This window comes from Arthrobacter sp. HLT1-20 (assembly GCF_054510895.1).
The window spans coordinates 132,635-157,058 of the sequence record NZ_JBTNDR010000006.1 but is presented as its reverse complement, the minus strand read 5'-3'; the positions used below and the strand labels follow the sequence as shown (position 1 = coordinate 157,058).

The window sequence follows — 24,424 nt, the reverse complement described above, 5'->3', positions numbered from 1 at the left end:
AAGGGGGGGGGGGGCGAGGGGGGGGGGGGGGCACACAACCCCCCCCCCCCCCCCCCCTCTCCCCCACGCCCTCAGCCACCGATGTGGCTGAGACCAAGATCAATCACCGTCAAGGCGGCTAGTCCAGCAGGGCCCTGGTCACGGCGTCGCCCAAGAGGCGGCCCTTGAGGGTCAGCACCAGGGTGCCGGCGAAGGCCTTGAGCGGATCCACCAGTTCCTGGGCAATGAGCCCCGCCACAGCCTTGCGAGCTTCGGGGCTGAGCGTGTTGATGGCCAGGCCCTCGGACAGGCGCGAGGTCAGCATGATGCGTTCCATGGCCCGGGTGTCCGCGTCAAGGGTTTCCCTACCGGCAGCAGGCGATTCCCCCTTGTCGAGTCGGTTGGCGTAGGCCGTGGGGTGTTTGACGTTCCACCAGCGCACACCCCCAACGTGGGAGTGGGCTCCGGGGCCGATCCCCCACCAATCATCCCCCCGCCAGTAGGCCAGGTTGTGCTGGCAGGCATCCGCCGGGGTCCGTGACCAATTGCTGACCTCATACCAAGACAACCCGGCCTCGGTGAAGAGGGCATCGGCAAGCTCATACTTGACGGCGTGGTCGTCGTCGTCGATGTTGGGAACCTGGCCACGGCGGATTTGGGCGGCCAGCTTGGTGCCCTCCTCAACAATGAGCGAGTACGCGGAAATATGGTCGGGCTCGTAGCTCAGGGCCGTCCGCACGGACGTCTCCCAATCGGCGATCGACTCCCCCGGGGTGCCGTAGATCAAGTCAACGCTCACGTTCAGGCCAACCTCGCGCGCCCAGGCCACGGCCTGCGGAACCCGCTCTGGGTTGTGGGTCCTGTCCAGGACCTTCAAAACGTGCGGAACGGCCGACTGCATGCCAAAGGACACACGGGTGAATCCGCCGTCGAACAAGTCCTGCAGCGATTCCTTGGTGACGGAGTCCGGGTTGGCTTCAGTGGTGACCTCGGCCCCGTCCTCCAGACCCCACTGTTCGACGGCGGCACCCAGAATGCGGGTGAGGTCGCCGGCGGGCAGGAGGGTGGGTGTGCCACCGCCAAAGAAGACGGTGCTGAGTTTGCGAGGGGGCAGGCCGGAGGCTGCCATGGCCCGGGCGGCAAACTCCACTTCGCGGACGGCGGTTTCGGCGTAGGCGTCCTGTGACGCACCGCCGCCAAGTTCCGTGGCCGTATAGGTGTTGAAATCGCAGTAGCCGCAACGCACGGCACAAAAAGGGATGTGCGTGTACAGGCTGAATTTGCGGTCCGCCGCGCCGACGGCAGCCTGCGCGGGCAGGATACCGTCGGCCGGGGCCGGATCGCCAAGGGGTAAAGCGCTGGGTGTCACTTCTTTGACTTGTCCTTGGGCGCTTCGGCAGTTGTCAGCGCGGCGATGAAGGCCTCCTGGGGTACCTCAACCCGGCCCACCATCTTCATGCGCTTCTTGCCTTCCTTCTGCTTTTCCAACAGCTTGCGCTTACGGGAAATGTCACCGCCGTAGCACTTGGCCAGGACATCCTTGCGGATGGCTCGGATGCTTTCGCGGGCAATGATGCGGGCACCGATGGCAGCCTGAATGGGCACCTCGAACTGCTGGCGCGGGATCAGTTCACGGAGCTTGCCGGTCATCATGACACCGTAGGCGTAGGCCTTGTCCCGGTGGGTGATGGCGCTGAAGGCATCCACTTGCTCGCCCTGGAGCAGGATGTCGACCTTGACAAGGTCGGCGACCTGATCGCCGTCGGCCTTCCAGTCAAGGGAGCCGTAGCCGCGGGTCTTGGACTTGAGGATGTCGAAGAAGTCAAAGACAATCTCGGCCAGCGGCAGGCGGTAGCGGATCTCGACGCGGTCTTCGGAGAGGTAGTCCATGCCACCCAAAATTCCTCGGCGGGTCTGGCACAGTTCCATGATGGCGCCCACGAACTCTGTGGGAGCCAAGATGGTGGCGGCCACCATGGGCTCGCGCACCTCGGCAATTTTGCCCGAAGGGTATTCACTGGGGTTGGTGACGTGGACAACCTTCTTGTCCTCGAGGGTGACCTCGTATTCCACATTGGGGGCTGTGGAGATCAGGTCAAGGTTGTGTTCGCGCTCCAGACGCTCACGCGTAATTTCCAGGTGCAGCAGGCCCAGGAAGCCCACACGGAAGCCGAAGCCGAGGGCCGCGGAGGTTTCCGGTTCGTAAATCAGGGCTGCGTCATTGAGCATGAGCTTTTCCAGTGCGTCACGCAACACCGGGTAGTCCGTGCCGTCCATGGGGTACAGGCCGGAGAACACCATGGGCTTGGCGTCGTGGTAGCCGGCCAGGGCCTCCGATGCGGGCTTGCTGAACGTGGTGACGGTGTCGCCCACCTTGGACAGGCGCACGTCCTTCACGCCCGTGATCAGGTAGCCAACCTCGCCAACACCCAGACCCTTGGAGGGGGTGGGCTCCGGGGCGCTGACACCAATTTCCAGCAGCTCGTGGGTGGCGCGGGTGGACATCATCTGAATTTTTTCGCGCGGGCTCAGGCTGCCGTCAATGACGCGGACGTAGGTGACAACGCCACGGTAGGTGTCATACACGGAGTCAAAAATCATGGCGCGTGCCGGCGCATTGGGATCGCCAACGGGTGCCGGCAGATCGCGGACGATCAGGTCCAGCAGTTCCTCAACGCCAACACCCGTCTTGCCGGAAACCATCAAGACGTCCTCCGGCTTGCCGCCAATCAGGTTGGCCAGCTCCAGCGCGTACTTCTCCGGCTGGGCGGCCGGGAGGTCAATCTTGTTCAGCACCGGGATGATGGTGAGGTTGTTCTCCATGGCCAGGTACAGGTTGGCCAGTGTCTGGGCCTCAATACCCTGCGCGGCATCCACCAGCAGGATGGCACCTTCGCAGGCGGCCAGCGACCGGGACACCTCATAGGTGAAGTCAACGTGGCCCGGGGTGTCAATCATGTTCAAGCAGTAGGCCGTGCCATCAACCTCCCAGGGGATGCGGACTGCCTGGGACTTGATGGTGATACCGCGTTCACGCTCAATATCCATCCGGTCCAGGTACTGGGCTTTCATGTCACGCTGCTTGACGACTCCAGTGAGCTGGAGCATCCGGTCCGCCAGGGTTGATTTCCCGTGGTCAATGTGAGCGATGATGCAGAAGTTCCTGATGATCGCCGGATCGGTCGCGGCGGGCACCGGAGCAGTGCGGGCCATGGGTGACACTGGTGTTCCTTACTGTTGCGTGAACGCAGGGATGGCAGAGGATTAACCGCCACCGTGCAGGGGGTGTGTCCGCGCGGTGAACGGGCGGACACTAACTGCCTTCAAGTCTCCCACGTTTAGGGCCCCAGATGAGAACCGAGAGCCCCATTCGCTACTGTAGAAGCCATGCCTTCAACAACCGACCGCATCATTGGCCTTCTGCGTTCAATTGCCCGCACCCTTTTCAGCCCCGGGAAGTCCGCACCGACGCGCCCCCGCCAGGGCGGGAAGCCCGGTGGCAAGCCCACCCCCAGGGCGGGTTCGCGCCCGGCCCAGCGCCCCGGGCAGATCACAGGCCTGCATGCCCCCTACCCGGGCGATTTCACCGGAACTTCCACCGTGGGCTATTCCCCCAAGCCCGACGGCGCTGCTGACCCGGGTGAAATCGTGTGGACCTGGGTACCCTTCGAGGAGGACTACAGCCAGGGCAAGGACAGGCCCGTGCTGGTGGTGGGCCGCTCCGGGAAGCGGCTGCTGGCACTCATGCTCACCAGCAAGGACCACAGCACTGACCGGCGGGGAGACAACGACTACGTGGACATTGGCACCGGCGGGTGGGACCGTCAGGGCCGGCCCAGCGAGGTCAAGCTCGACCGGGTCCTGCAGGTGGCCGAGGCCGATCTGCGCCGTGACGGCGCCGTACTCGATGCCAAGCGCTTTGCCGCAGTGGCCGCGGGGCTGCGCCAGCGACACGGCTGGAAGTAATCTCACACCTGCCGTTAGTCACTGATCTGATAGAATTTTTATTAGTGTGTGCCCGTGCAGGTCGGCGGGTACAGCAGCTTGACCTGACGTTCACCATAATTCGAGCATCCCCACGCCGCTGTCAACGGTCAAGCTACGCCCTCTACGACCGAATTTACGTATCAAAAGAGAGTTATACAACGTGGCTAATATCAAGTCTCAGAAGAAGCGCATCCTCACCAACGAGAAGGCGCGTCAGCGCAACCTCTCCGTTCGGTCCGAGCTGAAGACCGCTATCCGTGCAGTAAACACGGCAGTGGCCAAGGCCGACAAGGATGCAGCTGTGGTTGCATTGGTGAATGCAGGCCGCAAGCTGGACAAGGCTGTCAGCAAGGGCGTTATCCACGCCAACAACGCTGCCAACCGCAAGTCAGCCATCTCCAAGAAGGTTAACGCCCTCTAAGAGAAGCTGATCTGCTTCGCAACTCAAACGTTGGGCCCCCACCATTGGTGGGGGCCCAACGTATTTAACAGGGCAGATAAGTTGTCGACGCGGACTTCGGGCATCCACCCAGCTACTGACTCGACGAGCTGGCGGGAAACCCGCGGGTCGTTCAGCTGGTCAATGGCCGCAATAAGACCTGAAGCGTCCTTGTATCCGCGATCGACTTGCAGGACTACTCGGTTGGACTGTGGCTCATACCCACCACCAATACCGGTCGCGCCCGCCCACTGACGCTGATTGCCCAAAAGTTGAGTGGCGAGGCCAGCCAACTCGTTCGCCGCGTATTTCACCTGCACCACCTTGGTCTTGAGTGCTGTCTTTGCCCCGGACAGAATGGACCGAGCCTCGTTCACGGCATCCCCGCTCTACATCTGAACGGTCAGTTCCGCAGTGTCCGGATTCCAGACCATGTCCCCGTCACAATTCACCAGTGGCCCTTCGGCAGCACCCAGCCGGCCCCTTTCCTCCGAAAGGGCAGCATCGCCAGTGATATCCAAGGGCAGCAAGCCCTTCGAGTAGTCACCTCCAATGTGTCCCAGCCAAGCGGCATGCAAGCACTACTTCGGGCGTCGTTGGCCATTGACGCAAACGGCTGCGTCCATGCCGGCACGGCGGAAGATCCAGTCACACTGGTGTGGCCACAAGGGTACAACGTCAGAGGGGACTCGAAGTCCTTTGAAATTTTGGATGCGAGCAACACGGTTGTGGCGCACTCCGGGGTGCCCCTGGATATTGGCGGAGGTGGCGTTGATTCGTTTATGGACTCATGGTCGGGGCGCGACTGCGTCACGGGGAAACTGTGGATGGTTGGCGAACTCACAGACAGCTAGCAGCATGACATATCCCACGACGTTGAGCCGTGCCGGTCCCCCAGCGGGCTGCGCGGATCAACCTTGTCCGAAACGCAATTCCCCGAGCTGCAGTTCACAAAAACTGGCCAGCTGGGCTTGCCCCAACCCCGCCGGCTCCCTACCTGTCAGCGCCGTGCGCTCGTGGCAATGACAATGACTGCCCGCTCCACCGCATAGACGGGGTCCCTAGCCGCGCCCTTGACCTGGGCATCAGCCTCAGCCAGGACTTTAATGGCCGCTACAAGGGCCTCTCCACTCCAATGACCGGCATCACGGCGCGCAGCGTCCACCTGCCACGGCGACATGCCCAAGTCGCGGGCCAGTTGGGCCGAACTACCGCGCAGGGAATACACCTTGGCGACCTGACGGACCTTCATGGCCAGGGCGGCAACTAGCGGAACCGGATCAACCCCAGTGGCCAGGGCATGGCGCAGCGTGGACAAGGCAACCGGGGCGTTGCCGGCCAGCGCGGCATCGGCGACGCGGAAGGCAGTGGCCTCGACCCTGCCGCCGTAGTACTTGTCCACGTCATCGCTGCTGACCATTCCGGTGGTGTCGGCTATCAGTTGGGAACAGGCAGCGGCGAGCTCGGACAGGCTTGCACCCACGGCCGCCACCAGGGCGTGGACGGCCTGGGCATCGATGCGGCGCTTTGCCCTGGAGAACTCTGCGCTGACAAAGGAAGATTTCTCGGCATCCTTCTTCAGGGGCTGGCACTCCACCCGCGGGACACCGAGGGCCTTGAGCGCATCAAGGAGCTTCTTGCCCCGGGTGCCGCCGCCGTGAACCAGCACAACGGTCACATCGGGCGCCGGATCCTTAATATAGGCGAGGGCGTCGATCAAGAAATCATCGCTCATGCTGGCCAGGGCCGTGGCCTGGATCAGCTTGGGCTCGCTGAACAGTGACGGGCTGGCCACCATGCCCAGCGCTCCGGCCGTGTAGCTGGATGCGTCCAGGGAGGTCAATTCCAGGTCCGGATTCTGCGCCCGGAGCTTGGCCCTGATGTCATCCACCGCGCGGCTTGCAATGAAGTCCTCCGGACCAAAAAGCAACACCACCGGGGCAAGGGGAACATCACGCCAATCGGCGCCCGCTGACGGACGCTGTGCGGCCCTGGGTGCCGGGCTCATGGTTGCTGTCCTGTCCACGCATTATTCACAGCATCTACTGTGCCATCCCTGCTGGTGATTCCCAACCCGGCCAGGACCGGCTCCCTTGGTTTCACGCTCTCACAACCTCACAACGGCCGCGCACCACCACGCTGTGGCCACCGCGGCAAGAAACACCACAGTGCCAAAACCGAAGCGGGCACGCCACCTGGGCGGAAACAATCGCAACACGCGCACAGTTGCTGCCTTGGCGCGTTCCTGCTCCACAAGTGCGAACAGGGCAGTGAGTGTCACGGCGTTCAAGACAGCCATCAGGAGAACACCGTCAAGGCCCGCTGGCCACGGCAAACTAGCCGCGGGCAGTTCCGCCATCCACCGCGAAAGCGTGGCCACCCACCAGGCGCCCAGGCCACTGACGAAGGCACACGCCGAGGCGATGGCGGGCAGTACGGCAGCCACCACCAGCCCCAACGTGCCCACCGTGGTCACCAGGGCTACAACGGGCGCCGCCAGCATGTTGGCGGGAATTGTGTAGGGGGTCAGGCGTGGCTGCAGCAGGACAATCACCGGGGCGCAGAGCAATTGTGCCGCCAACGGTATGGCCACTGCCTGTGCCAACCACACGGGCCACCAGGCGGCCAGCCAGTCCACACAGCGCCGCCCCACCAGATGAATCCCCAACGTAGCCAGCACTGACAAGATGAAGGCAAAATCCGCAGCTAGCCAGGGATCCGCCAGCAGTAGAACCAGAATGCTCACGCAGAGCAGGGCGCCAACCCGCTTGGGCCGTCCACCCATGATGGCCAATGCCCCAATGGCACCCATGACGGCAGCACGGAGCACGCTGGGATCTGGTCCCACCAGCACAACGAAACCCAGCAGCCCGGCACCTGAGGTGAGCAATGCCGCAGCTCTTGGCGCCCGCAGTGACCGCACCAGCAGGGTCAGCGAAGCCAACACTAGGGTGCAGTTGGTGCCGCTGACGGCTGTCAGGTGTGTCAGCCCAACCACCTTCATGGCCTCGTTGAGTGGAGCGTCCATGCCGCTGCGCTCCCCCATGACCATCCCCGGCAGCATGGCCGCCGCATCGGGGCTCAGCGGCACCCAAACTTGTTTCACTGACTCCACCCAGGACGATCGCATGTCCGCAACAGCTGCGTTCAACCCCGTGCGTACGGGCGTCACGTCCAGGGGCGCGGTGGCCGGGTGCAGAAAGCCCGCCGTGTGACCGCTTGCTGCCGTTGGCGCAACCTTGCCGGCTGTAGTGACCCTGTCCCCCGGCTGAACCGCACCCCAGTTGGCTGCCGCAACAACCCGGACGGGCACCCGACCGGTCATGGTGCGTCCGTTGGCGGTGGCACTGACAACAACGGCATCGAAGATGAGTTGGGCAGGGCCACGTCCGGATTCCAGGGCGCGCGGCACCGTACCCACCTCAATGCTCAGCGCCAGTTCCTCGCCCCGGCCGACAGTTTGTGCCAGGGCAGAAGAGGCGGAGGCGGCGTGCCGCAAGCCAACTGCCGTCAATACGGCGGCAACGCAGAAGGCCACGACAAGCCCAGTGGCCACGCCAGTCGCCAACACTCCGCGAACTGTTCCCCATAGCCCCCGCTGTGGGCCCGCCGCACCGCTCCCCGGCATGGCAGCACCCCGAATAGAGCGGCGAAGCCAGAACAGGGCAACGGCGGCCATCAAGCCGGCACCCAGAACCGCTGCGCCGCCCAAAAGCCACGGCCCGTCCACGGTGATGGCGATGGCCGCCGCTACCCAGGTGGCTGCCACGGCCGGCAGCAACCTGATGTCAGCCCGTCTGCGCACAGTGGCGATTGCCTGATCTTGACGTGCTTGCGCAAGACGGCGGCCCACCTTGCCCAGCACGTTGCGCAGGCGTGGCAGGCGGGTGGTGTCCTCGACTTGCCGAGCCCCGCCCACAGCGGCCTTGGCGAAGCGGGCCCACAGCGGATCACGCGCCCTCATCAGACAGTCACCAAGTCCCGAAGGCCGGCCAGCAAGGTGGCTCCGATTCCTGAAACGGCGTCCAGGGCATCGACGGAGACAAACGGCCCATGATCAATGCGCCAGGCAACAATCCGCTGCGCCAGAACCGGGCCAACACCGGGCAGGGCGTCAAGGTCCGCGGCGGAGGCAGTGTTGAGATTGATCAGTGGACCCACTTTTTGGACCGGCGGTCCGGCACCACTGGCCGGGGCTGCCGGCAGCACCGGCTGCCCCTTGGTGGGAACCAGAAGTTGCGTGCCGTCGCTGAGTTGGGCGGCAAGATTGAGTGCTGACAGTTCCGCCGCGGGCAGGGCGCCCCCGGCCGCCTCCACAGCCTGGAAGGCCCTGCTGCCCACTGGCAGGATGTACACACCCGGGTTCTTGACGGCGCCCGCCACATGCACCAACAAGCCCGCCGAGGGCGCAGCGGTCGTGCTGCCCGGAACGGCGGCGCTCGTGGCTGCAGCGGCGCCACCCTGTGCCGAAGAGGAAGCCTGCAAGGACCCCGCGGCGCCCCGTACCGGCGGGACCGTCACCTTCCCCAACTCCTGTGCACCAAGTCCTGCCGACGCGCCCTGCACGCTGGCCGACTCAATCCAGAGCACGCCCACCGCGGCCGCCAGCATGGCCAGCACAACCACCAGGGCCCGTAGTGAGATAATCCAGCGCGGCCCGCGGGCAGCAGGCTGCGAGCCAGCCAAGGAGGACCTGCCGGACCCCCGTGGGGTCCAGCTCGAGTCACCACCAACACCGCTCATGAACTCACGGTAGGCCCACAAGGGGTGCATCGGGACCCCAATAGACCCCGCTGTGAACAACTACGGTTGCAGCTCCGCCTGTGGAGGAACAAGGGAGTCGGCAACAACAACCACCAGGACGCCAAGGCCGGCATGGGCGGCCAGGACGGCGGGCAATCTGGTCAGGGTCGAAGAACCCAGCCCCGGGCAGGCAAGATGCAGGGCTTCATCCAGGGCGCGGGCCTGGTCCTCGTTGCCAAAGTGGTGCACGCTGACTTGCGTTTTTGCTGCGCCGCGGGCCGCAATGTTGACAGCGGCCAGCTCCTGCAGCCGGGCAATGGCCTTGGCCGCCGAGCGCACCTTTTCCAGGGGAACCACTGAGCCGTCCCTAATCCCCAGAATTGGCTTGATGTCCAGCACTGTCCCCAGCCACGAGGAGGCCATGCTGATGCGTCCGCCGCGGCGCAGCTGCTCCAGGCTGGGCACATAGAAGTACACGTCAGTGGCCGCAATGGCGGCACTGGCGGCCGCCTGGACGGCTTCGGCGTCAGCTCCCGCCAAGGCAGCGGCCACGGCAGCCTGGACACCAATGCCCTGCCCCATGCCCACCGTGCCCGAATCCAGCACGTGCACCGGTAGGGTTGCCCGCTGCCCGGCAAGATGCGCGGCGTCGAACGTTCCCGAAAGTTTGCTGGAGATGTGAAGCGAAACTACTGCCTCAAATCCTGCCTCAGCGGCATTCCTGTACGCCCGGTCAAATTGGCCAGGCGACGGGCGGGAAGTTTTTACGCTGGTGCCGGAGACCAAGGCGAGGGAGATGTGGGTCTCCAGCTCGGCGTCGTCGTCGGAATAGACGTGCTCGCCGATGACCACGGGCATGGGCACCACGCTCAGCTGCAGGCTCTGGGCGAACCAGCCCACCCATTCCGGGGGCAGGGCGGCGGCGGAATCGGTCACGACGGCGATCCGGGGCTTGGGCAGCTGCGGCGCGGACTCGTCCGGCCCAGGTTTGGGGCGCAGCCGCTGGACCTGCGCACGGATCCAGGTGCGCGCAGCGCTTGTGTCAGGTACCACCGGTCCGCCTTTCCCAAAACAGAAGTGCCCTCCAACGCCCGTGGGGGCGAGGAGGGCACGTGCGGTTCATGCGTGCGGCATGAACCTGCGGTGTCACTCCTGCCTAGGCAGGAACAATATTCACCAGTTTAGGCGCACGGACAATCACTGTGCGGATGCCGCGGCCGTCAAGTGCCTTCTGCACCGGCTCGGAGGCCAGGGCCAGCTCGCGCAAGGCCGCCTCGGTGATGTCAGGGGACACCTCCAGGCGGTCCTTGACCTTGCCCTGGACCTGCACAACGGCTGTGACGCTCTGCTGCACCAGCAGGGCCTCCTCCACCGCCGGGAAGCCGGCGTTGGCAACCGAGGCCGGGTGGCCCAGGGTGTTCCACATGTCCTCGGCCGTGTACGGGGCAAAGAGGCTCAGCACAACGGCCACGGCTTCGGCAGCCTCACGGACGGCCGGGTCGCCTGCGCCGGCACCGGAGTCGATGACCTTGCGGGTGGCGTTGACCAGTTCCATGAGCTTGGCCACCACCACGTTGAACTTGTGGCCTTCCAGCAGGGCCTTGGCCTCATGGACCGTGCGGTGGGTCAGCGAACGCAGCGCGGCGTCCCCGGCGGCCGGGTCGGTGCCCGGCTCGCTGGCAACGTCACGCGCCAGGCGCCAGGCACGGGCCAGGAACTTGGCCGAGCCCGACGGCGAAACGTCCGCCCAGTCGACGTCGTCCTCGGGAGGACCGGCAAAGACCATGGTCAGGCGCACGGCGTCAACACCGAACTTGTCCAGCTGCTCGCCCAGGTCAACACCGTTGCCCAGGGACTTGCTCATCGACTTGCCGCCGTTAAGCACCTGGCCCTGGTTCAGCAGCGCACTGAAGGGCTCGGTGGCGTCCAGCATGCCCATGTCGTGGATGACCTTGGTGAAGAAACGCGCGTACAGCAGGTGCAAGATGGCGTGCTCCACGCCACCCACGTACTGGCCAACGGGCATCCAGTCATTGATCTTGGCCGGGTCAAACGGACCCTCGGTGTAGTCCGGTGAGGCGAAGCGCAGGAAGTACCAGGACGAGTCAACGAACGTGTCCATGGTGTCGGTGTCGCGCTTGGCGGGCTTGCCACAGCTGGGGCAGTCCACGTTGACCCAGTCGGCAGCAGCCGCCAGCGGGGAGGTGCCCTTCGGGGAGAGGTCCTCGCCGCGCAGGTTGTCCGGCAGGCGCACGGGCAGCTGGTCATCCGGCACGGGAACCTCGCCACAGTCGGCGCAGTGGATGATGGGGATGGGGGTGCCCCAGAAACGCTGGCGGGAGAGCAGCCAGTCACGCAGGCGGAAGTTGATGAACTTCTTGCCCGTGCCCAGCTTTTCCAGAATGTCGATCGCTGCCGGGATGCCCTCAGCCTTGGACAGGCCGTTGAGCTCACCGGAGTTGATCAGCGTGCCCTCCCCGGTGCTGGCGGTGCCGGTTTCTGCGGGGTCCTCCATGCCGGTGTCCAGAACTGCCTGGACAGGCAGGTCGAAGGCCTTGGCAAAGTCGAGGTCGCGCTGGTCGTGGGCGGGCACGGCCATGATGGCGCCGGTGCCGTAGTCGGCCAGCACGTAGTCGGCGGCCCACACGGGCAGCTTTTCACCCGTCAGCGGGTTGATGGCGTAGCGGCCCGTGAACACCCCCGACTTGGGGCGTTCGGTGGACTGGCGCTCAATGTCGCTCAGTGCCTTGACCTGCTCGCGGTAGTCGCTGAGGGCCTCTGCGTGCTCGGCCGTGACAAGGTCAAGGGCCAGGGGCGCATCCGCTGCCACCACAAAGAACGTGGCACCGTACAGGGTGTCCGGGCGGGTGGTGAAGACGGTGAGTTCCTGCTGCGGCTTCTCTTCGCCGGCAGATTCAATCACGAAGGTGACGTGGGCGCCCTCGGAGCGGCCGATCCAGTTCTTCTGCATGGCCAGCACGCGGTCCGGCCAGTGGCCCTTCAGCGCGTCCATGTCGTCCAGCAGGCGGTCGGCGTAGTCGGTGATCTTGAAGTACCACTGGTTCAGGGACTTCTTGGTGACAATGGTGCCACAGCGTTCGCAGGCGCCGTTGACGACCTGCTCGTTGGCCAGCACCGTCTGGTCCGTGGGGCACCAGTTGACCGGTGAGTTCTTCCGGTAGGCCAGGCCACGCTCGTGGAAACGCTTGAACAGCCACTGCGTCCACCGGTAGTACTCGGGGTCGGAGGTCTGCAGGCGGCGTGACCAGTCCACGGAGATGGCGTAGCGTTTGAACGACTCCGCCTGGGTGTCGATGTTGGCGTACGTCCACTCGCTGGGATGGGCGTTGCGCTTGATGGCGGCGTTCTCGGCGGGCAGGCCAAAGGAGTCCCAGCCGATCGGGTGCAGCACGTCGTAGCCGAGCTGGCGCCAGTAGCGGGAGACAACATCGCCCATGGCGAAGGCTTCGGCGTGGCCCATGTGCAGGTCGCCGGAGGGGTACGGGAACATGTCAAGGACGTAGCGCCGTTCCTTGGAGCCGTCGTCAAGGGGCGTAAACACCTTAAGATCGTCCCAGATGGCCGGCCATTTGGCTTCCATCGCGGCGAAATTGTAGACGCCCTCTTCGCTGTTTTCTTCAGTCTGGGACTGCACGCTCACGTACCCTGCCTCTTCATTCATCATTGGCTTTATTGCACCGTCTGGCCCGTCACACACAAAAGCCCCTCGACATGGCAAGGGGCGGCCGCATCAATTCAATGCGGCTAGGTAAGGAGAAGGTTTGTCTGCACCCCTTTACTTTAGCGCACTTGCCTGCCACGTCCACGTTGCCGCAACTGCACTGGGAAGCGCAATTAAAGTACGACGGCGGGACGCCCACCTGGGTGGGGCCCCGCCGTCGTTCATGAGGTGCGCTTAGAGCACGTCCTCGTCGACCCAGTCCATGGACTTGGTCACTGCCTTCTTCCACAGGCGCATCTGGCGGTCACGCTCCGCCGGATCCATGTTCGGCTCCCAGCGCTTGTCCTCGGCCCAGTTGGACCGCAGTTCGCCCAGATCTTTCCAGAAGCCCACGGCCAGGCCGGCAGCGTAGGCCGCACCGAGCGCTGTGGTCTCGGTAACCTTGGGACGGATCACCGGCACACCCAGAATGTCGGCCTGGAACTGCATGAGGGCGTCGTTGGCGACCATGCCGCCGTCGACCTTCAACTCGGTCAAATCCACGCCGGAATCGGCGTTGACGGCATCGAGCACCTCGCGGGTCTGGAACGCTGTTGCCTCCAAGGCCGCACGGGCAATGTGGCTCTTGTTCACAAAGCGGGTGAGTCCCACAATGGCGCCGCGGGCATCGGAACGCCAATACGGGGCGAAGAGGCCGGAGAACGCCGGAACAATGTACACGCCACCGTTGTTCTCCACCGACGCAGCCAGCTCCTCAACCTCGGGAGCCGAGCTGATCATGCCGATATTGTCGCGCAGCCACTGGATCAAGGAACCCGTGACAGCGATGGAACCCTCAAGGGCGTAATGCGGGGCTGCGTCGCCAAGCTTGTAGCCAAGCGTGGTGAGCAGACCGTTCTTCGAGTGGACAATTTCCGTACCCGTGTTGAAGATCAGGAAGCAGCCCGTGCCGTAGGTGTTCTTGGCTTCGCCCTGGTTGAAGGCGGCCTGGCCGAACGTTGCCGCCTGCTGGTCACCCAGGATGCCGGCCACGGGGACCTCGCGCAGCAACTGCGAGGTGTGGACGTGGCCGTAGACCTCGGAGGAGGACTTGATGGCTGGCATCATTGACTTCGGCACACCGAAGATGGCCAGGATCTCCTCATCCCAGGACAGCGTCTCCAGGTCCATGAACATGGTGCGGGAGGCGTTGGTGACGTCCGTGATGTGCACGCCGCCATCCGGGCCACCCGTGAGGTTCCAGGTGACCCAGCTGTCGGTGTTGCCAAAGAGCAGGTCCCCGGCTTCGGCGCGGGCGCGGGCGCCCTCAACGTTGTCAAGGATCCACTTGATTTTGGTGCCGGAGAAGTAGGTGGCCAGGGGCAGGCCAACCTTGGCCTTGAAGCGCTCCACGCCGCCATCAGCTGCCAGCTGATCCACAATGTCCTGCGTGCGGGTGTCCTGCCACACGATGGCGTTGTAGACCGGCACGCCGGTGTTCTTGTCCCAGACAACTGCCGTCTCGCGTTGGTTGGTGATGCCCACGCCCACAATGTCGTGACGGGTCAGGTTGGCCTGGGCCAGCGCTGTGCCGATCACCTCGCGGGTGTTGTTCCAGATCTCTGCGGCGTTGTGCTCCACCCAACCGGCTTTGGGGAAGATCTGCTCGTGTTCGAGCTGGCCGGTGGAGACGATGTTGCCATCATGATCGAAAACGATCGCACGGCTGCTGGTGGTTCCCTGGTCAATGGCAATTACATATTGAGACATCATTGTTTCTTTCTGTAGGAAATTGGTGCAGGAAGGCTGATGACGGGTCTACTTGACCAGAAGCGGGAGCCACTGGGACATGAGGCCACCGAGCAGGCCACCGATCAGGGGTCCGACGATCGGGACCCAGGAGTAGGCCCAGTCGCTGGAACCCTTGCCCTTGATGGGAAGCAGTGCGTGGGCAATGCGCGGCCCAAGGTCACGTGCCGGGTTGATGGCATAGCCGGTGGGTCCACCGAGGGATGCGCCGATACCAACCACCAGAAGTGCCACGGCCAGCGGGCCAAGCTGGTTCGGCTGGTTGCCGAACATCAAGATGACGAAGACCAGAACAAAGGTGCCGATGATTTCAGTGACGAGATTCCATACGTTGTTGCGAATGGCCGGTCCTGTGGAGAAGACACCCAACTTGGTGGCGGCTTCGGGTTCTGCATCGAAGTGCTGCTTGTACGCCAACCAGCAGACCACGGCACCGATGAACGCGCCGACCAACTCCCCGCCGAAATAGGTGAACATGGACGCGGCATCAACCGGGACGCCGGGGACAAATTCCTTGGCGCCGCTTGCGGCGACACCTACTGTTACAGCTGGGTTCAAATGGGCACCGGATTTGGCGGCTACAAAGACACCGGCCATGACGGCCAGGCCCCAACCCCAGTTGACCATGAGAAAACCGCCACCGTTGCCCTTATTTCCCTTCAAGGCAACGTTGGCCACAACACCACAACCCAGCAGGGTCAGCATCATGGTTCCCATCACTTCAGACAGGAACACAATTCCAAGAGACATCTTTGACTCCTTTTGGTTGGTAATTCACTAAAAGGCTCACACCTGTGTGTGGCCCTCTTGAGCCCCCTTTGCCCCCAGGGGCTTAGGCAATCAAGCTTTGTACCTGGACACCGTGGAAACGGTCCAGAATCTCAATGCTGTGGCTGATCTCAGCTGCCACCTTGGCGCTGTCCCAGCCCAGCGGACCGGCCAGTGCCGCCGCAGTCTCAGCCAGCAGTTCGCTGGTGACTAGGCCACGGAAGGCCAGTGATGTGCGGCGGATCATGACGTCAATGAGGTGGCCGATCTGTTCGTTCTCCACCATGAAGGCCACCTCGCGGCTGCTCAGTTCACGGGTGGAGTCGAAGACCGTGTCAACGCCTGCGTTGAGGTAGTTTAGGACATCCTGGGCGCGCGTACCGTAGCGGGTCAGCAGCACCCCGGCCCGGGCAGCGTCAACCGACTCGCTGGTGTGAGCTGCGATCCACGCCTCAATGGCTGCGTCGGTGGCCGGGAAGTTGGCACCGCCGCCGATGGGCAGCTTCGCCGTGCTGATCTTGCGGCTCTTGCCCAAAATGGCCAGGACGTCATTGGTCATGTGCTCGGACAGGGCACGGAACGTTGTCCACTTGCCGCCCACCAGGCTGAGGACCGGAACCGCGGAGCCGGCAATGGTGCGGTCCGCGCGCTCAATGCGGTAGTCGCGGGACACGAAGCCCGGGGCCGTCTCATCATGGCGGGGCAAGGGGCGCACACCGGCAAAGCTGTACACAATGTCCTCACGGGTGACCAAGACGTTGGGGAACACATGGCCCACCAAATCAAAGAAGTAGTCGATCTCTTCTTCCGTGCAGACGGCGTCCGCGTTCATGTCGGCGTTAACATCTGTGGTGCCCACCAGGACCCTGTCACCCATGGGGTAGATCAGCACGATGCGGCCATCAGTGTGTTCGAAGAAGATTTCGCGGCCGTTGCAGGCTGCCAGCAGGCCGGGGTGGTCCAACACAATGTGGGATCCCTTGGTGCCGCCCATGAAGCGGGTGGCTGCACCCATGTCCGCGTTGGTCATATCCACCCAGGCACCGGTGGTGTTGACAATGACGTCGGCGTTGAAGGTGAAGGACTCGCCGGTGAGCTGGTCGGTGAGTTCGACGCCGTCGTCCGTCACTGCCGTGAGCGCCAAGTAGTTGGTGGCCCGGGCGTTTGTTGCCCCGGCCGTGCTCACGCCAGCCTTTTCGCCATCCTGGAGGACATCCAAAGTAAGCCGCTCCGGGTTGTGCACCGATGCGTCATAGTACGTGGCTGCGTACTTGATGCCCGGGTGCAGCTGGGGCAGCTCCGTCAGGGCCTTCTTGCGGCCCTTGAAATCGTGGCGGGGAACGGTGCCGCCGTCGCGGGAGAACGCGTCATAAAGTGACAGTCCAACCTTGATCAAGAAGGCGCCGCGCTCCTGGGGCTTGCCCTGCTTGTGGGTCAAAAAACGCATGGGGGCGCTGAGGATGCCGGAGAAGGTGCTGAAGATGGGGATGGTTGTCTGCAGCGGCTTGACGTAATGGGGCGCGATCTTGAGCAGCCCGTTGCGCTCCATGACCGATTCCTTGACTAGGCGGAACTCGCCATTTTCCAGGTAGCGGATGCCGCCATGGATCATGTGGGAGGAGGCACCGGAGGCACCTTGGCAGTAGTCGCCGCGTTCCACCAACGCCACGTCCACACCCTGCAGGGCAAGGTCACGGAAGGTGCCAACACCGTTGATGCCGCCGCCAATGATCAACACGCTTGCACGCGGACGCTCCTTTAAAGCCTCCACCTGGGTGCGTACCGCAGGGTGGACATCCTGTGAATCATGGTTCTTGCCAGCGTTGCCTAGGATTCTCACATTGACCTCATTCGAGTCCCGTTGGGTTGCGCCTTACGCGCCTATTCCCATTATTGTTTGAACAGATGGAAAATATAGTCAACAGGGATGCACGAACGTGCAGAAAGGGCTGAGATCCCATGGCTTCCAAGCGAACGAGACAGCAGGATACGCTCCGGGCTGCACAAATGTACTACTTGCAGGACCAGACAATGGACGCCATTGCCCGCGAATTGCGCACCTCCCGATCCACCGTCTCCAGGCTCCTGTCCTCCGCCCGGGAAAGCGGTTTGGTCCAGATCCAAATCAAGACTCCTTCTGATAGGGCGCCCGAGCTGGAACGGGTCATCCGCAACCGCCACAAGGTGGAGGTTCACGTGGTACCCGTCTCCGACATGCTCAGCGAGGTGGAGGTGTTGGAGCGTGTGAGCATGCAGGCGGCACGCACCATTGGCCCGTTGGTGGGATCCAACGCCGTCATCGGCGTGGCCTGGGGGTCCACGGTGAGCACCGTCAGCCGCCACCTGACCCGCAAGACCACCCACGGCACCACGATCGTCCAGCTCAACGGGGCGGGTAACACCCAAACCTCCGGGATCACGTACGCCTCGGAAATCGTCCGCCGCTTTGGCACGGCCTATGGGGCCAAGGTGGAGCAATTCCCCGTCCCGGCATTCTTTGACCATGCAGAAACGAAAGAGATGATGTGGAAGGAGCGCAGCGTCCGGCGCATCCTTGACCTGCAGGAGCGCATGACCATCGCCATCTTTGGGGTGGGCTCCATGGATGCCGAAATTCCCAGCCACGTTTACAGCGGCGGCTACCTGGACACCACAGACCTGGACGCCCTTGATGCCAGCGGCGTGGCCGGGGATGTGGCCACAGTCTTCTTCCGCTCCGATGGCAGCGACGCCGGCATTGTCCTCAACGACCGTTCCAGCGGGCCCAGCCTGGACAGCCTGCGCAAGGTCCGGCGTCGAATTTGTGTTGTCTCAGGCCCCAAGAAGATCACCGGACTGCGCGGCGCACTCGCCGCCGGGCTGGTCACCGACCTGATCCTGGATGAGATAACGGCACGGGAGCTGGTGGAGCAAAGCAGCCCCTCCTCCGACCCCATCTTTGGCTTCCTGCATGGCCTGGACGGCCTCTGAGCCGCGCGGCAATGCCGGGGCGGGCGCCCTGACTGGGTAAAGTCATTACTATGCAACGCTCCCCCAAATACCTGCTCAACAATGGTGTCAGCATTGACGTTCTCGGCTTCGGTGTCTACAAGGTCCCGGCCCAGGAGTGCGCGGACCTTGTCTCCACGGCTCTGGATACCGGGTACCGGACGGTGGACACCGCGGCCCTCTACGCCAATGAGGAGGGTGTTGGCGCGGCCATCGCCGGCGCCGTTGCCGGCGGAACGCCCCGCGAGCAGCTGTTTGTGACCTCCAAGGTGTGGAACACCGAGCACGGCTACGACTCCACCCTGGCGGCCTTTGACGCGAGCATGGACCGCCTTGGCCTGGACTACCTTGACATGTTCCTGATCCATTGGCCGTGCCCCGAGCGCGGGCTGTTCATCCCCACCTACAAGGCTCTCGAGACGCTGTACCAGCAGGGCCGCGTCCGGGCCATCGGCGTCAGCAACTTTGAGGCGGAGCACCTGGCGCAGCTGCTCGACGCGTGCCACGTGGTGCCCGCCGTGAACCAGGTGGAGCTCCACCCGTGGCTCCCCCAAACCGAATTGCGCGCCCTCCATGCCTCGCTTGGCATCGCCACCCAGGCGTGGAGCCCCCTGGCCCGTGGCAGTATTTTGGCCGACCCAGTACTGGCTGAACTTGCCGCCGCGCATGGCCGCACCACGGCGCAGATTGTGCTGCGCTGGCATGTGCAGTCTGGGCATCTGGTGATTCCCAAGGCCAGCACGGTGGAGCGCATCCAGGAGAACTTGCACGTCTTTGACTTCACCTTGAGCGAGCCTGACATGGCGCGCATCGCTGCCCTGGAGAGTGGCCGCCGCTCCGGGTCCGACCCCAAACTCATGAACTAGGAATGGCAGTGAAAAGAAGTACGACGCCGTTGACCTCACGTATCGCTGTGGACCTGGCCGATCGGGAGAGCGCCCACATCCTTGAGCTGGCAGGCACCCCGGTGCACTACTGGGAGTACGCAGCCGCCCAGGCTGGCGCGCGCACCATTGTCATGGTGCATGGTTTCCGTGGCGACCACCATGGCCTGGAGCGCGTGGTTGAACGTCTCCCGGAGTACCGGATCATCATGGCCGATCTCCCCGGCTTTGGCGAGTCGCCCGCGTTCGCTCCGGGCGGGGTGGCAGGCCGATCTCATGACATTGCCGGCTACGGCGATTTCCTTAACGATTTCCTGGTGGCCCTGAATCTAGGTCCCAACACCGTGCTGCTGGGGCACTCCTTCGGCTCCATTGTGGTCAGCCACTTTGTGGCCACCCACCCCGGGAGGGTCTACCCGCTGATCCTAGTCAACCCCATTGCGTCCCCAGCCCTGGAGGGGCCCAAGGGCATCATGACAAAACTGGCGGTGTTCTACTACTGGGCCTCAGCCAAACTGCCGGCCCGCCTGGGCAACGCCTTATTGCGCAGCAAACTGGTGGTCCACATCATGAGTGTGACCATGGCCAAGACGCGCGAGCCGGAACTGCTGGCGTTCATTCATGGCCAGCACCACGCGTATTTCAGCGGCTTCGCCGACCGGGACATGCTGCTGGAATCGTTCAGGGCCTCCGTCAGCGGCACCGTGCGGGAAGTGGCGGCCCAGCTGCAGCTGCCCACCTTGTTGATTGCCGGCGCGCAGGATGAGATTGCCACGCTCCCGCACCAGCACAAGCTTGAGGAACTGCTGCCGCAGGGTGAATTGGTGGTCATTGAGAATGTGGGCCACCTGATCCACTACGAAACACCCGAACCGGCAGCCGCTGCCATCACCGACTTCCTGGAAAGGCACCCCGCACCGTGAGCATGCCCGTCGCATCAAGCAAGCCGCACATCGTCATGGACGCCCGGTTCACCCGGATGGACCACCACGACGGCATCAGCCGCTACGGCGCGAGCCTCATGGCCGCCGTCGCACCTTATGCCAAGGTGACCATGTTGATTCACGACGAGCGCCAACTAGCCCTGCTGCCCGATCTGCCGTGGGTGAGGATCAACTCCCCGCTGTCGCCCGTGGAACTCCTTGTGGCCAGGCAGGTGAACAAGCTGGGCGCCGATCTGGTGTTTTGCCCCATGCAGACCATGGGCAGTTGGGGCCGGAAGTATCCGCTGGTGCTGACCCTGCACGACCTCATCTACTACGAGCACCCCGCCCCGCCCGGCTTCCTGCCGGCACCTGTGCGTGTGCTGTGGCGCCTGTACCACAAGGCGTACTGGCCGCAGCGGGTGCTGCTCAACCGGGCCAACGTGGTGGCCACCATCAGCCAGACCACCTTGGGGCTCATGCACAAGCACCGCCTCACCAAGCGGCCCGTGCGGATCATCGGCAATGCGCCGCAAGGTGAGCGGACGCCCCGTGACCCGGCCGTTGCGCCGGAGAAGTCGCTCGCCTACATGGGCTCGTTCATGCCGTACAAGAATGTGGAGACCCTGATCCGCGGCATGGCTGAGCTGCCCGATTTCACGCTGAACCTGCTCAGCCGCATCACGCCCGATCGCCGGGCCGAGCTTGAGGCGCTGGTGCCTTCGGGGGCAAAGGTGGTGTTCCACAACGGCGTCACGGACGCGGAGTACGACGAACTCCTGCTGCGCACCACGGCGCTAGTCACCCTGAGCAAGGCCGAGGGCTATGGTTTGCCGCTGGTTGAGGCCATGGCCCTGGGTACGCCTGTTGTTGTTGCCGACACCGAGATTTTCCGGGAAGTGGGCGGCACGGCAGCGCACTACGTGCCCGCCGATTCGCCCGCCGGCTTTGCCGCTGCCGTGCGGTCGCTGGACTCCCACGCCGCATGGTCGGCCAGTTCCGTGGCGTCCGTGGCCCAGGCTGCGGCGTTCAGCTGGGATGCCTCGGCGCAGGAACTGCTGGCCATTGCCCAGGAACTGCGACCCTAGTGCGGCACTAGACACCGTTGAGCCTGCCGAACGTACAGTTGATGCCGATGTTGCCAGGCAACATCGGCATCAACTGTACGTTCGGCAGGCGCTTTAGCTGCTGACGAGCTGGTCTTGGCTGGACTCGGCTGGAACGCCCTGACCGATGGCCCCCGGCCGTGCCTTACGGCGGAAAAGTCCCGCCACCCAATCTGCGATGAGACCCAGCGACGCAGCGATGGCAATGGCCACAACGAGTCCAAGCATGGGACTGCCCTGGAACCATGTCCCGGCCAGGACACCGATGCCCAGTGAGTAGCCTGCCCACAGGGTGGCCGAGAATGCCGTTATGGCCATGAAGCATGTGCGAGAGTACCCGGTGGCTCCGGCCGTGAGATTCACGGCAACCCTCACCACGGGGAGGAAACGGGCCACAAGGATGAAGGACACGGCACGCTGCTCGAGCTTTTGGCCCACCCGGCCAAAGGAGCGCGCCATGATGGGGGCCCGCATCCATTTGAAGCGCGTGGTGCCCACTCGCCGACCGATCGCGTAGGCAATATTGTCCCCAATGAAGGCTCCCAGAGCCGCAGCCGGCAGCAACAGCCAGGGCGACGGTCCCTCCTGGGTGAGCATCAAGGCTGCCAGACCCACCACAATGGCCTCGCTAGGAAAGGGCGGGAAGAAGCCGTCAATGATGCAGCCTAGGACAACCACCAGATAGATCCATGGCTGCCCTGCCGCTCCCAGCAGGAGATCTGTCAACGCTCCAAAGAGTGTGCTGAGCTCACCCACAAGAACCACCAGCACAGGCGCACTGTCCCGTTCGATCAGCCAAAACGGGTCGTGGGGCTTTGGCGCTGTGGTTGCTCATGACATCAACGCTACGTGGCCACGCGCCGCCGGGCTATGGGGTAAACCCCCCAATTTCGCCTCAGGGGTGCACCCTTGGGCTCAGGGTCGCAGCGCCATGGCGAAGAATGCTGGCAGGCCCTAGAGAACGTCCAGACCGTCGCAACGAACCTGCACGGGGGAACCGAGGCGCCGGGCCGCGTTGGCTGCCTTGAGGGCCCGCATGCTGGCCGTGACGGCTGCTGCCATGGCATAGGGAAACAGCAGGATGGTCCTGTAGTCGGGTGCCTCATCCCCGGGGACGGCGCCACGGCCGCCTGTGACGGGCGCAGGACCAATGGTGCGCACGGAATCCGGCAAGTTCAGGGCTGCCGTGAACGCCTCAACATCCTTTTCGCTTCCAGTCAGCGAGGCAAGGCGCATAGCGGGGGGCAGTCCCAGCTCGTGCCGCAGGGCAAACTCCCTTTCTGCGTGACCGGCCGGATCCCAACGGACCAGGGCCGCCACTTCCACAGATTCTTCGGCCGTGACCACCACTATCCCGCCGTCCTTGGCAGAACGGACCAGGGCGGCCGCGTTCATCCAACGCCGCAGCGTCTCCTCCCCGGCCCGCAGGGATTCACGGCGCAGCATGGAATCGCCGTCGAGCAACAAGGCCGCCGCGTAGCCATGGGGTGCAACGGGTTCCGCCCCAATAGTCGCCACCACAATGGCAGGCTTGTCCGGCACGGTCCCCTTGATGTTTTCCCCCGAGGAGGAGATGACAGGCACCGAAGGGAAGGCCCGGCCCAGCTCCTCCGCAGTGCGTAGCGCCCCCACGACGATGGCGCGCAACTCATGGTTTCCGCAGGTGCTGCAGCTGAACGCAGTCTCGGCTTGGCCGCACCACTTGCATGTGACCATGACGGAGGTGGATCCTGGGGACCGCGATTGCATCAACGGCCCCGTGCAGTGTTTGCAGCGCGCCACCTCCCGGCAGCGCTGGCACGCCAGGGCCGGGGCGTATCCGGTCCGGGCAACTTGCACCAGGACGGGGCCAAATTTCAACGCTGCTTTGGCCGTTTCCCAGGCCCTGTGCGGCAGGCGGGCCATCGCGGCGGCAGGGTCACGTTCCTGCTCATAGGAATCGGAGGTACTGATGACCCGGGGTGTGGACTTGCGCACAGTGGTGCGCCCGGCCACCAACTCCTGGGCCCACCCCGTGGCCACTAGGCGCTGGGACTCGCTGCTGCGGCTGTGCCCGGCCATCAGCACGGCGGTGCCTTCAACCTCCGAGCGCAGCAGCAGCACGTCCCGGCTGTGTTGGTAGGGGGCCCGGCGCTCCACGTGCAGCTCATCGCCGTCGTCCCAGCAGCACACCAGGCCCAGGTCCGCCACGGGCGCGTAGGCCGCCGAGCGGGTGCCAATGACAATTTTCACGTCCCCTGCAAGAACGCGCAGGTAGTTGGCGTAGCGCAGGCTGGGGCCGGCATCGGCCGTCAGTTTTACGAAACTGTCGGGCGGCAAAACAGCGGCGAAGGCGCCCTCCAGCAAATCCAGATCACGCAGGTCGGGAACAACCACTATGGCTCCGCGGCCCGAAAGCTGGCAGTACGCCACGGCCTGGGCCAGCTGGTGCTGCCACGAATGTGCCCCGAAACCGCTCAGTGCGCCCAACACCGCCTTAGGCGACGCCCCCATGGCCAGCTGTGTCAGGAAGTCCTCGGCGTGGGAATAGTCCCCGAACAGGGAGGCACCGGGGTGGGCTGCGGGGGCTGGCTCAAGCGCATCATGAGCCGCAGCGGTGTCCTTCGCCAAGTAGATTTTCTCCAGGCTGGCAACACGCGGCGGGATGGCAACGCGGAGCACGTCCGCCACTGTGCCGCAATACCGTTCGGCCACCTTGTGGGCCAGCTCCAGCACGGCGGGGGTCAGCACCGGAACCGCGGAGTAGACCCGGTTCAGGGGCACCAAACGCTCGCTCTGCGACTCGGCCACCCGGGCCACGAGGAAGCCGTTGAGGTCCTGGCCGGAGAACTTCACCCGCACCCGAACCCCCGGCTGGGCGCTGGCGTCCAGCTCAAGGGGCACCGAGTAGTCGAAGATCCGGTCCAGGTGCGGCAGGGGCGAATCAATGATCACCTGGGCCACCGGCAGCCGCGGCGCCAGGACAACGCCACTGTGCGGATCGGGTACGCGTTCCTTGGCCACAAAACCGCTGAGCAGGCTCAGCTGCACGCCATGGCTTTGGTCTTCTTCCATGGCGTCCTCTCTTCTGTGGCGTGGGGCTGTGGCGTGCTGTGGCGTGCTGTGGCGTGCTGTGGCGGCCCAATAAAAAGGCAGCT

At 64.1% G+C, this 24,424-nt stretch carries 20 protein-coding genes; 7 read left to right on the top strand and 13 right to left on the bottom strand.

Annotated features, from left to right (window positions below):
- Window positions 1-118: 118 nt before the first annotated feature.
- Both hemW and lepA read right to left on the bottom strand, forming a co-directional pair.
- Window positions 119-1,348, bottom strand: a complete 1,230-nt coding sequence (gene hemW / locus ACX80Q_RS05805; RefSeq protein ID WP_459329567.1) for a radical SAM family heme chaperone HemW — start codon at window positions 1,346-1,348, stop codon at window positions 119-121.
- The gene (gene lepA / locus ACX80Q_RS05800; protein ID WP_459329566.1) at window positions 1,345-3,201 is read right to left on the bottom strand and encodes a translation elongation factor 4; all 1,857 of its coding nucleotides are present in this window, start codon (window positions 3,199-3,201) and stop codon (window positions 1,345-1,347) included. The genes hemW and lepA overlap by 4 nt, the downstream gene beginning before the upstream one ends.
- Before the next feature lie 165 nt (window positions 3,202-3,366).
- Between lepA and ACX80Q_RS05795 the strand changes: the two genes are divergently transcribed.
- Window positions 3,367-3,945 carry a type II toxin-antitoxin system PemK/MazF family toxin gene (locus ACX80Q_RS05795; protein ID WP_459329565.1) on the top strand — a complete coding sequence of 193 codons (579 nt, stop codon included), beginning with the start codon at window positions 3,367-3,369 and terminating at the stop codon, window positions 3,943-3,945.
- 181 nt (window positions 3,946-4,126) lie between these two features.
- The gene (rpsT, locus tag ACX80Q_RS05790) at window positions 4,127-4,387 is read left to right on the top strand and encodes a 30S ribosomal protein S20 (protein WP_103465789.1); all 261 of its coding nucleotides are present in this window, start codon (window positions 4,127-4,129) and stop codon (window positions 4,385-4,387) included.
- 23 nt (window positions 4,388-4,410) lie between these two features.
- Here rpsT and ACX80Q_RS05785 read toward each other — a convergent pair whose 3' ends face one another.
- Complete coding sequence (locus ACX80Q_RS05785) at window positions 4,411-4,782, bottom strand: hypothetical protein (protein ID WP_459329564.1); 372 nt, start codon at window positions 4,780-4,782, stop codon at window positions 4,411-4,413.
- Window positions 4,783-4,977: 195 nt separating this feature from the next.
- Between ACX80Q_RS05785 and ACX80Q_RS05780 the strand changes: the two genes are divergently transcribed.
- The gene (locus ACX80Q_RS05780; RefSeq protein WP_459329563.1) at window positions 4,978-5,259 is read left to right on the top strand and encodes a hypothetical protein; all 282 of its coding nucleotides are present in this window, start codon (window positions 4,978-4,980) and stop codon (window positions 5,257-5,259) included.
- A gap of 146 nt (window positions 5,260-5,405) precedes the next feature.
- Here the strand turns inward: ACX80Q_RS05780 and holA are convergent, their stop codons facing one another.
- The 8 genes from holA to ACX80Q_RS05740 all read right to left on the bottom strand — a co-directional run bounded on the left by holA (window position 5,406) and on the right by ACX80Q_RS05740 (window position 17,220).
- Window positions 5,406-6,413 carry a DNA polymerase III subunit delta gene (gene holA / locus ACX80Q_RS05775; RefSeq protein WP_459329562.1) on the bottom strand — a complete coding sequence of 336 codons (1,008 nt, stop codon included), beginning with the start codon at window positions 6,411-6,413 and terminating at the stop codon, window positions 5,406-5,408.
- 99 nt (window positions 6,414-6,512) lie between these two features.
- A complete protein-coding gene (locus ACX80Q_RS05770) occupies window positions 6,513-8,369 on the bottom strand; it encodes a ComEC/Rec2 family competence protein (RefSeq protein ID WP_459329561.1) in 1,857 nt (618 codons plus the stop codon).
- The gene (locus ACX80Q_RS05765) at window positions 8,369-9,148 is read right to left on the bottom strand and encodes a helix-hairpin-helix domain-containing protein (RefSeq protein ID WP_459329560.1); all 780 of its coding nucleotides are present in this window, start codon (window positions 9,146-9,148) and stop codon (window positions 8,369-8,371) included. Before ACX80Q_RS05765 ends, ACX80Q_RS05770 begins: the two co-directional genes overlap by 1 nt.
- A 60-nt stretch (window positions 9,149-9,208) precedes the next feature.
- The gene (locus ACX80Q_RS05760) at window positions 9,209-10,201 is read right to left on the bottom strand and encodes a DegV family protein (RefSeq protein WP_459329559.1); all 993 of its coding nucleotides are present in this window, start codon (window positions 10,199-10,201) and stop codon (window positions 9,209-9,211) included.
- 103 nt (window positions 10,202-10,304) lie between these two features.
- Window positions 10,305-12,809 (bottom strand): leucine--tRNA ligase, encoded by a 2,505-nt coding sequence (gene leuS / locus ACX80Q_RS05755; protein ID WP_459329577.1) that lies wholly within the window; start codon window positions 12,807-12,809, stop codon window positions 10,305-10,307.
- Between the two features lie 255 nt (window positions 12,810-13,064).
- A complete protein-coding gene (glpK, locus tag ACX80Q_RS05750; RefSeq protein ID WP_459329558.1) occupies window positions 13,065-14,579 on the bottom strand; it encodes a glycerol kinase GlpK in 1,515 nt (504 codons plus the stop codon).
- 48 nt (window positions 14,580-14,627) lie between these two features.
- Window positions 14,628-15,368 (bottom strand): MIP/aquaporin family protein, encoded by a 741-nt coding sequence (locus tag ACX80Q_RS05745; RefSeq protein WP_459329557.1) that lies wholly within the window; start codon window positions 15,366-15,368, stop codon window positions 14,628-14,630.
- 82 nt (window positions 15,369-15,450) lie between these two features.
- The gene (locus ACX80Q_RS05740) at window positions 15,451-17,220 is read right to left on the bottom strand and encodes a glycerol-3-phosphate dehydrogenase/oxidase (RefSeq protein ID WP_459329576.1); all 1,770 of its coding nucleotides are present in this window, start codon (window positions 17,218-17,220) and stop codon (window positions 15,451-15,453) included.
- Window positions 17,221-17,393: 173 nt separating this feature from the next.
- Between ACX80Q_RS05740 and ACX80Q_RS05735 the strand changes: the two genes are divergently transcribed.
- From ACX80Q_RS05735 to ACX80Q_RS05720, 4 genes are read left to right on the top strand one after another with little or no spacing between them, the layout of a single operon-like run.
- Window positions 17,394-18,356, top strand: coding sequence for a sugar-binding transcriptional regulator (locus tag ACX80Q_RS05735; RefSeq protein ID WP_459329556.1), 963 nt, complete (start codon window positions 17,394-17,396; stop codon window positions 18,354-18,356).
- A 50-nt stretch (window positions 18,357-18,406) separates the two neighbouring features.
- On the top strand, window positions 18,407-19,240 hold the full coding sequence (locus tag ACX80Q_RS05730; protein WP_459329555.1) for an aldo/keto reductase: 834 nt from the start codon (window positions 18,407-18,409) through the stop codon (window positions 19,238-19,240).
- A 2-nt stretch (window positions 19,241-19,242) separates the two neighbouring features.
- Window positions 19,243-20,181, top strand: coding sequence for an alpha/beta fold hydrolase (locus ACX80Q_RS05725; protein ID WP_459329554.1), 939 nt, complete (start codon window positions 19,243-19,245; stop codon window positions 20,179-20,181).
- Window positions 20,182-20,183: 2 nt separating this feature from the next.
- The gene (locus tag ACX80Q_RS05720; RefSeq protein ID WP_459329575.1) at window positions 20,184-21,269 is read left to right on the top strand and encodes a glycosyltransferase; all 1,086 of its coding nucleotides are present in this window, start codon (window positions 20,184-20,186) and stop codon (window positions 21,267-21,269) included.
- Between the two features lie 93 nt (window positions 21,270-21,362).
- On the opposite strand, the gene ACX80Q_RS05715 is transcribed toward ACX80Q_RS05720, so the two are convergent.
- Together ACX80Q_RS05715 and ACX80Q_RS05710 are read right to left on the bottom strand one after the other, a co-directional pair.
- Window positions 21,363-22,058: a DedA family protein gene (locus ACX80Q_RS05715; RefSeq protein ID WP_459329553.1), complete on the bottom strand. Its 696-nt coding sequence runs from the start codon at window positions 22,056-22,058 to the stop codon at window positions 21,363-21,365.
- A gap of 183 nt (window positions 22,059-22,241) precedes the next feature.
- The gene (locus tag ACX80Q_RS05710) at window positions 22,242-24,341 is read right to left on the bottom strand and encodes a primosomal protein N' (protein ID WP_459329552.1); all 2,100 of its coding nucleotides are present in this window, start codon (window positions 24,339-24,341) and stop codon (window positions 22,242-22,244) included.
- Between the last annotated feature and the right edge of the window lie 83 nt (window positions 24,342-24,424).

What these genes read in the sequence shown, in the direction of transcription:
- holA (WP_459329562.1), bottom strand. Translation starts at nt 6,413, where the DNA reads ATGAGCCCGGCACCCAGGGCCGCACAGCGTCCGTCAGCGGGCGCCGAT.
- ACX80Q_RS05795 (WP_459329565.1), top strand. Translation starts at nt 3,367, where the DNA reads ATGCCTTCAACAACCGACCGCATCATTGGCCTTCTGCGTTCAATTGCC.
- ACX80Q_RS05720 (WP_459329575.1), top strand. Translation starts at nt 20,184, where the DNA reads ATGCCCGTCGCATCAAGCAAGCCGCACATCGTCATGGACGCCCGGTTC.
- ACX80Q_RS05745 (WP_459329557.1), bottom strand. Translation starts at nt 15,368, where the DNA reads ATGTCTCTTGGAATTGTGTTCCTGTCTGAAGTGATGGGAACCATGATG.
- ACX80Q_RS05765 (WP_459329560.1), bottom strand. Translation starts at nt 9,148, where the DNA reads ATGAGCGGTGTTGGTGGTGACTCGAGCTGGACCCCACGGGGGTCCGGC.
- glpK (WP_459329558.1), bottom strand. Translation starts at nt 14,579, where the DNA reads ATGTCTCAATATGTAATTGCCATTGACCAGGGAACCACCAGCAGCCGT.
- ACX80Q_RS05725 (WP_459329554.1), top strand. Translation starts at nt 19,243, where the DNA reads ATGGCAGTGAAAAGAAGTACGACGCCGTTGACCTCACGTATCGCTGTG.
- ACX80Q_RS05780 (WP_459329563.1), top strand. Translation starts at nt 4,978, where the DNA reads ATGCAAGCACTACTTCGGGCGTCGTTGGCCATTGACGCAAACGGCTGC.
- ACX80Q_RS05735 (WP_459329556.1), top strand. Translation starts at nt 17,394, where the DNA reads ATGTACTACTTGCAGGACCAGACAATGGACGCCATTGCCCGCGAATTG.
- ACX80Q_RS05710 (WP_459329552.1), bottom strand. Translation starts at nt 24,341, where the DNA reads ATGGAAGAAGACCAAAGCCATGGCGTGCAGCTGAGCCTGCTCAGCGGT.
- ACX80Q_RS05770 (WP_459329561.1), bottom strand. Translation starts at nt 8,369, where the DNA reads ATGAGGGCGCGTGATCCGCTGTGGGCCCGCTTCGCCAAGGCCGCTGTG.
- ACX80Q_RS05730 (WP_459329555.1), top strand. Translation starts at nt 18,407, where the DNA reads ATGCAACGCTCCCCCAAATACCTGCTCAACAATGGTGTCAGCATTGAC.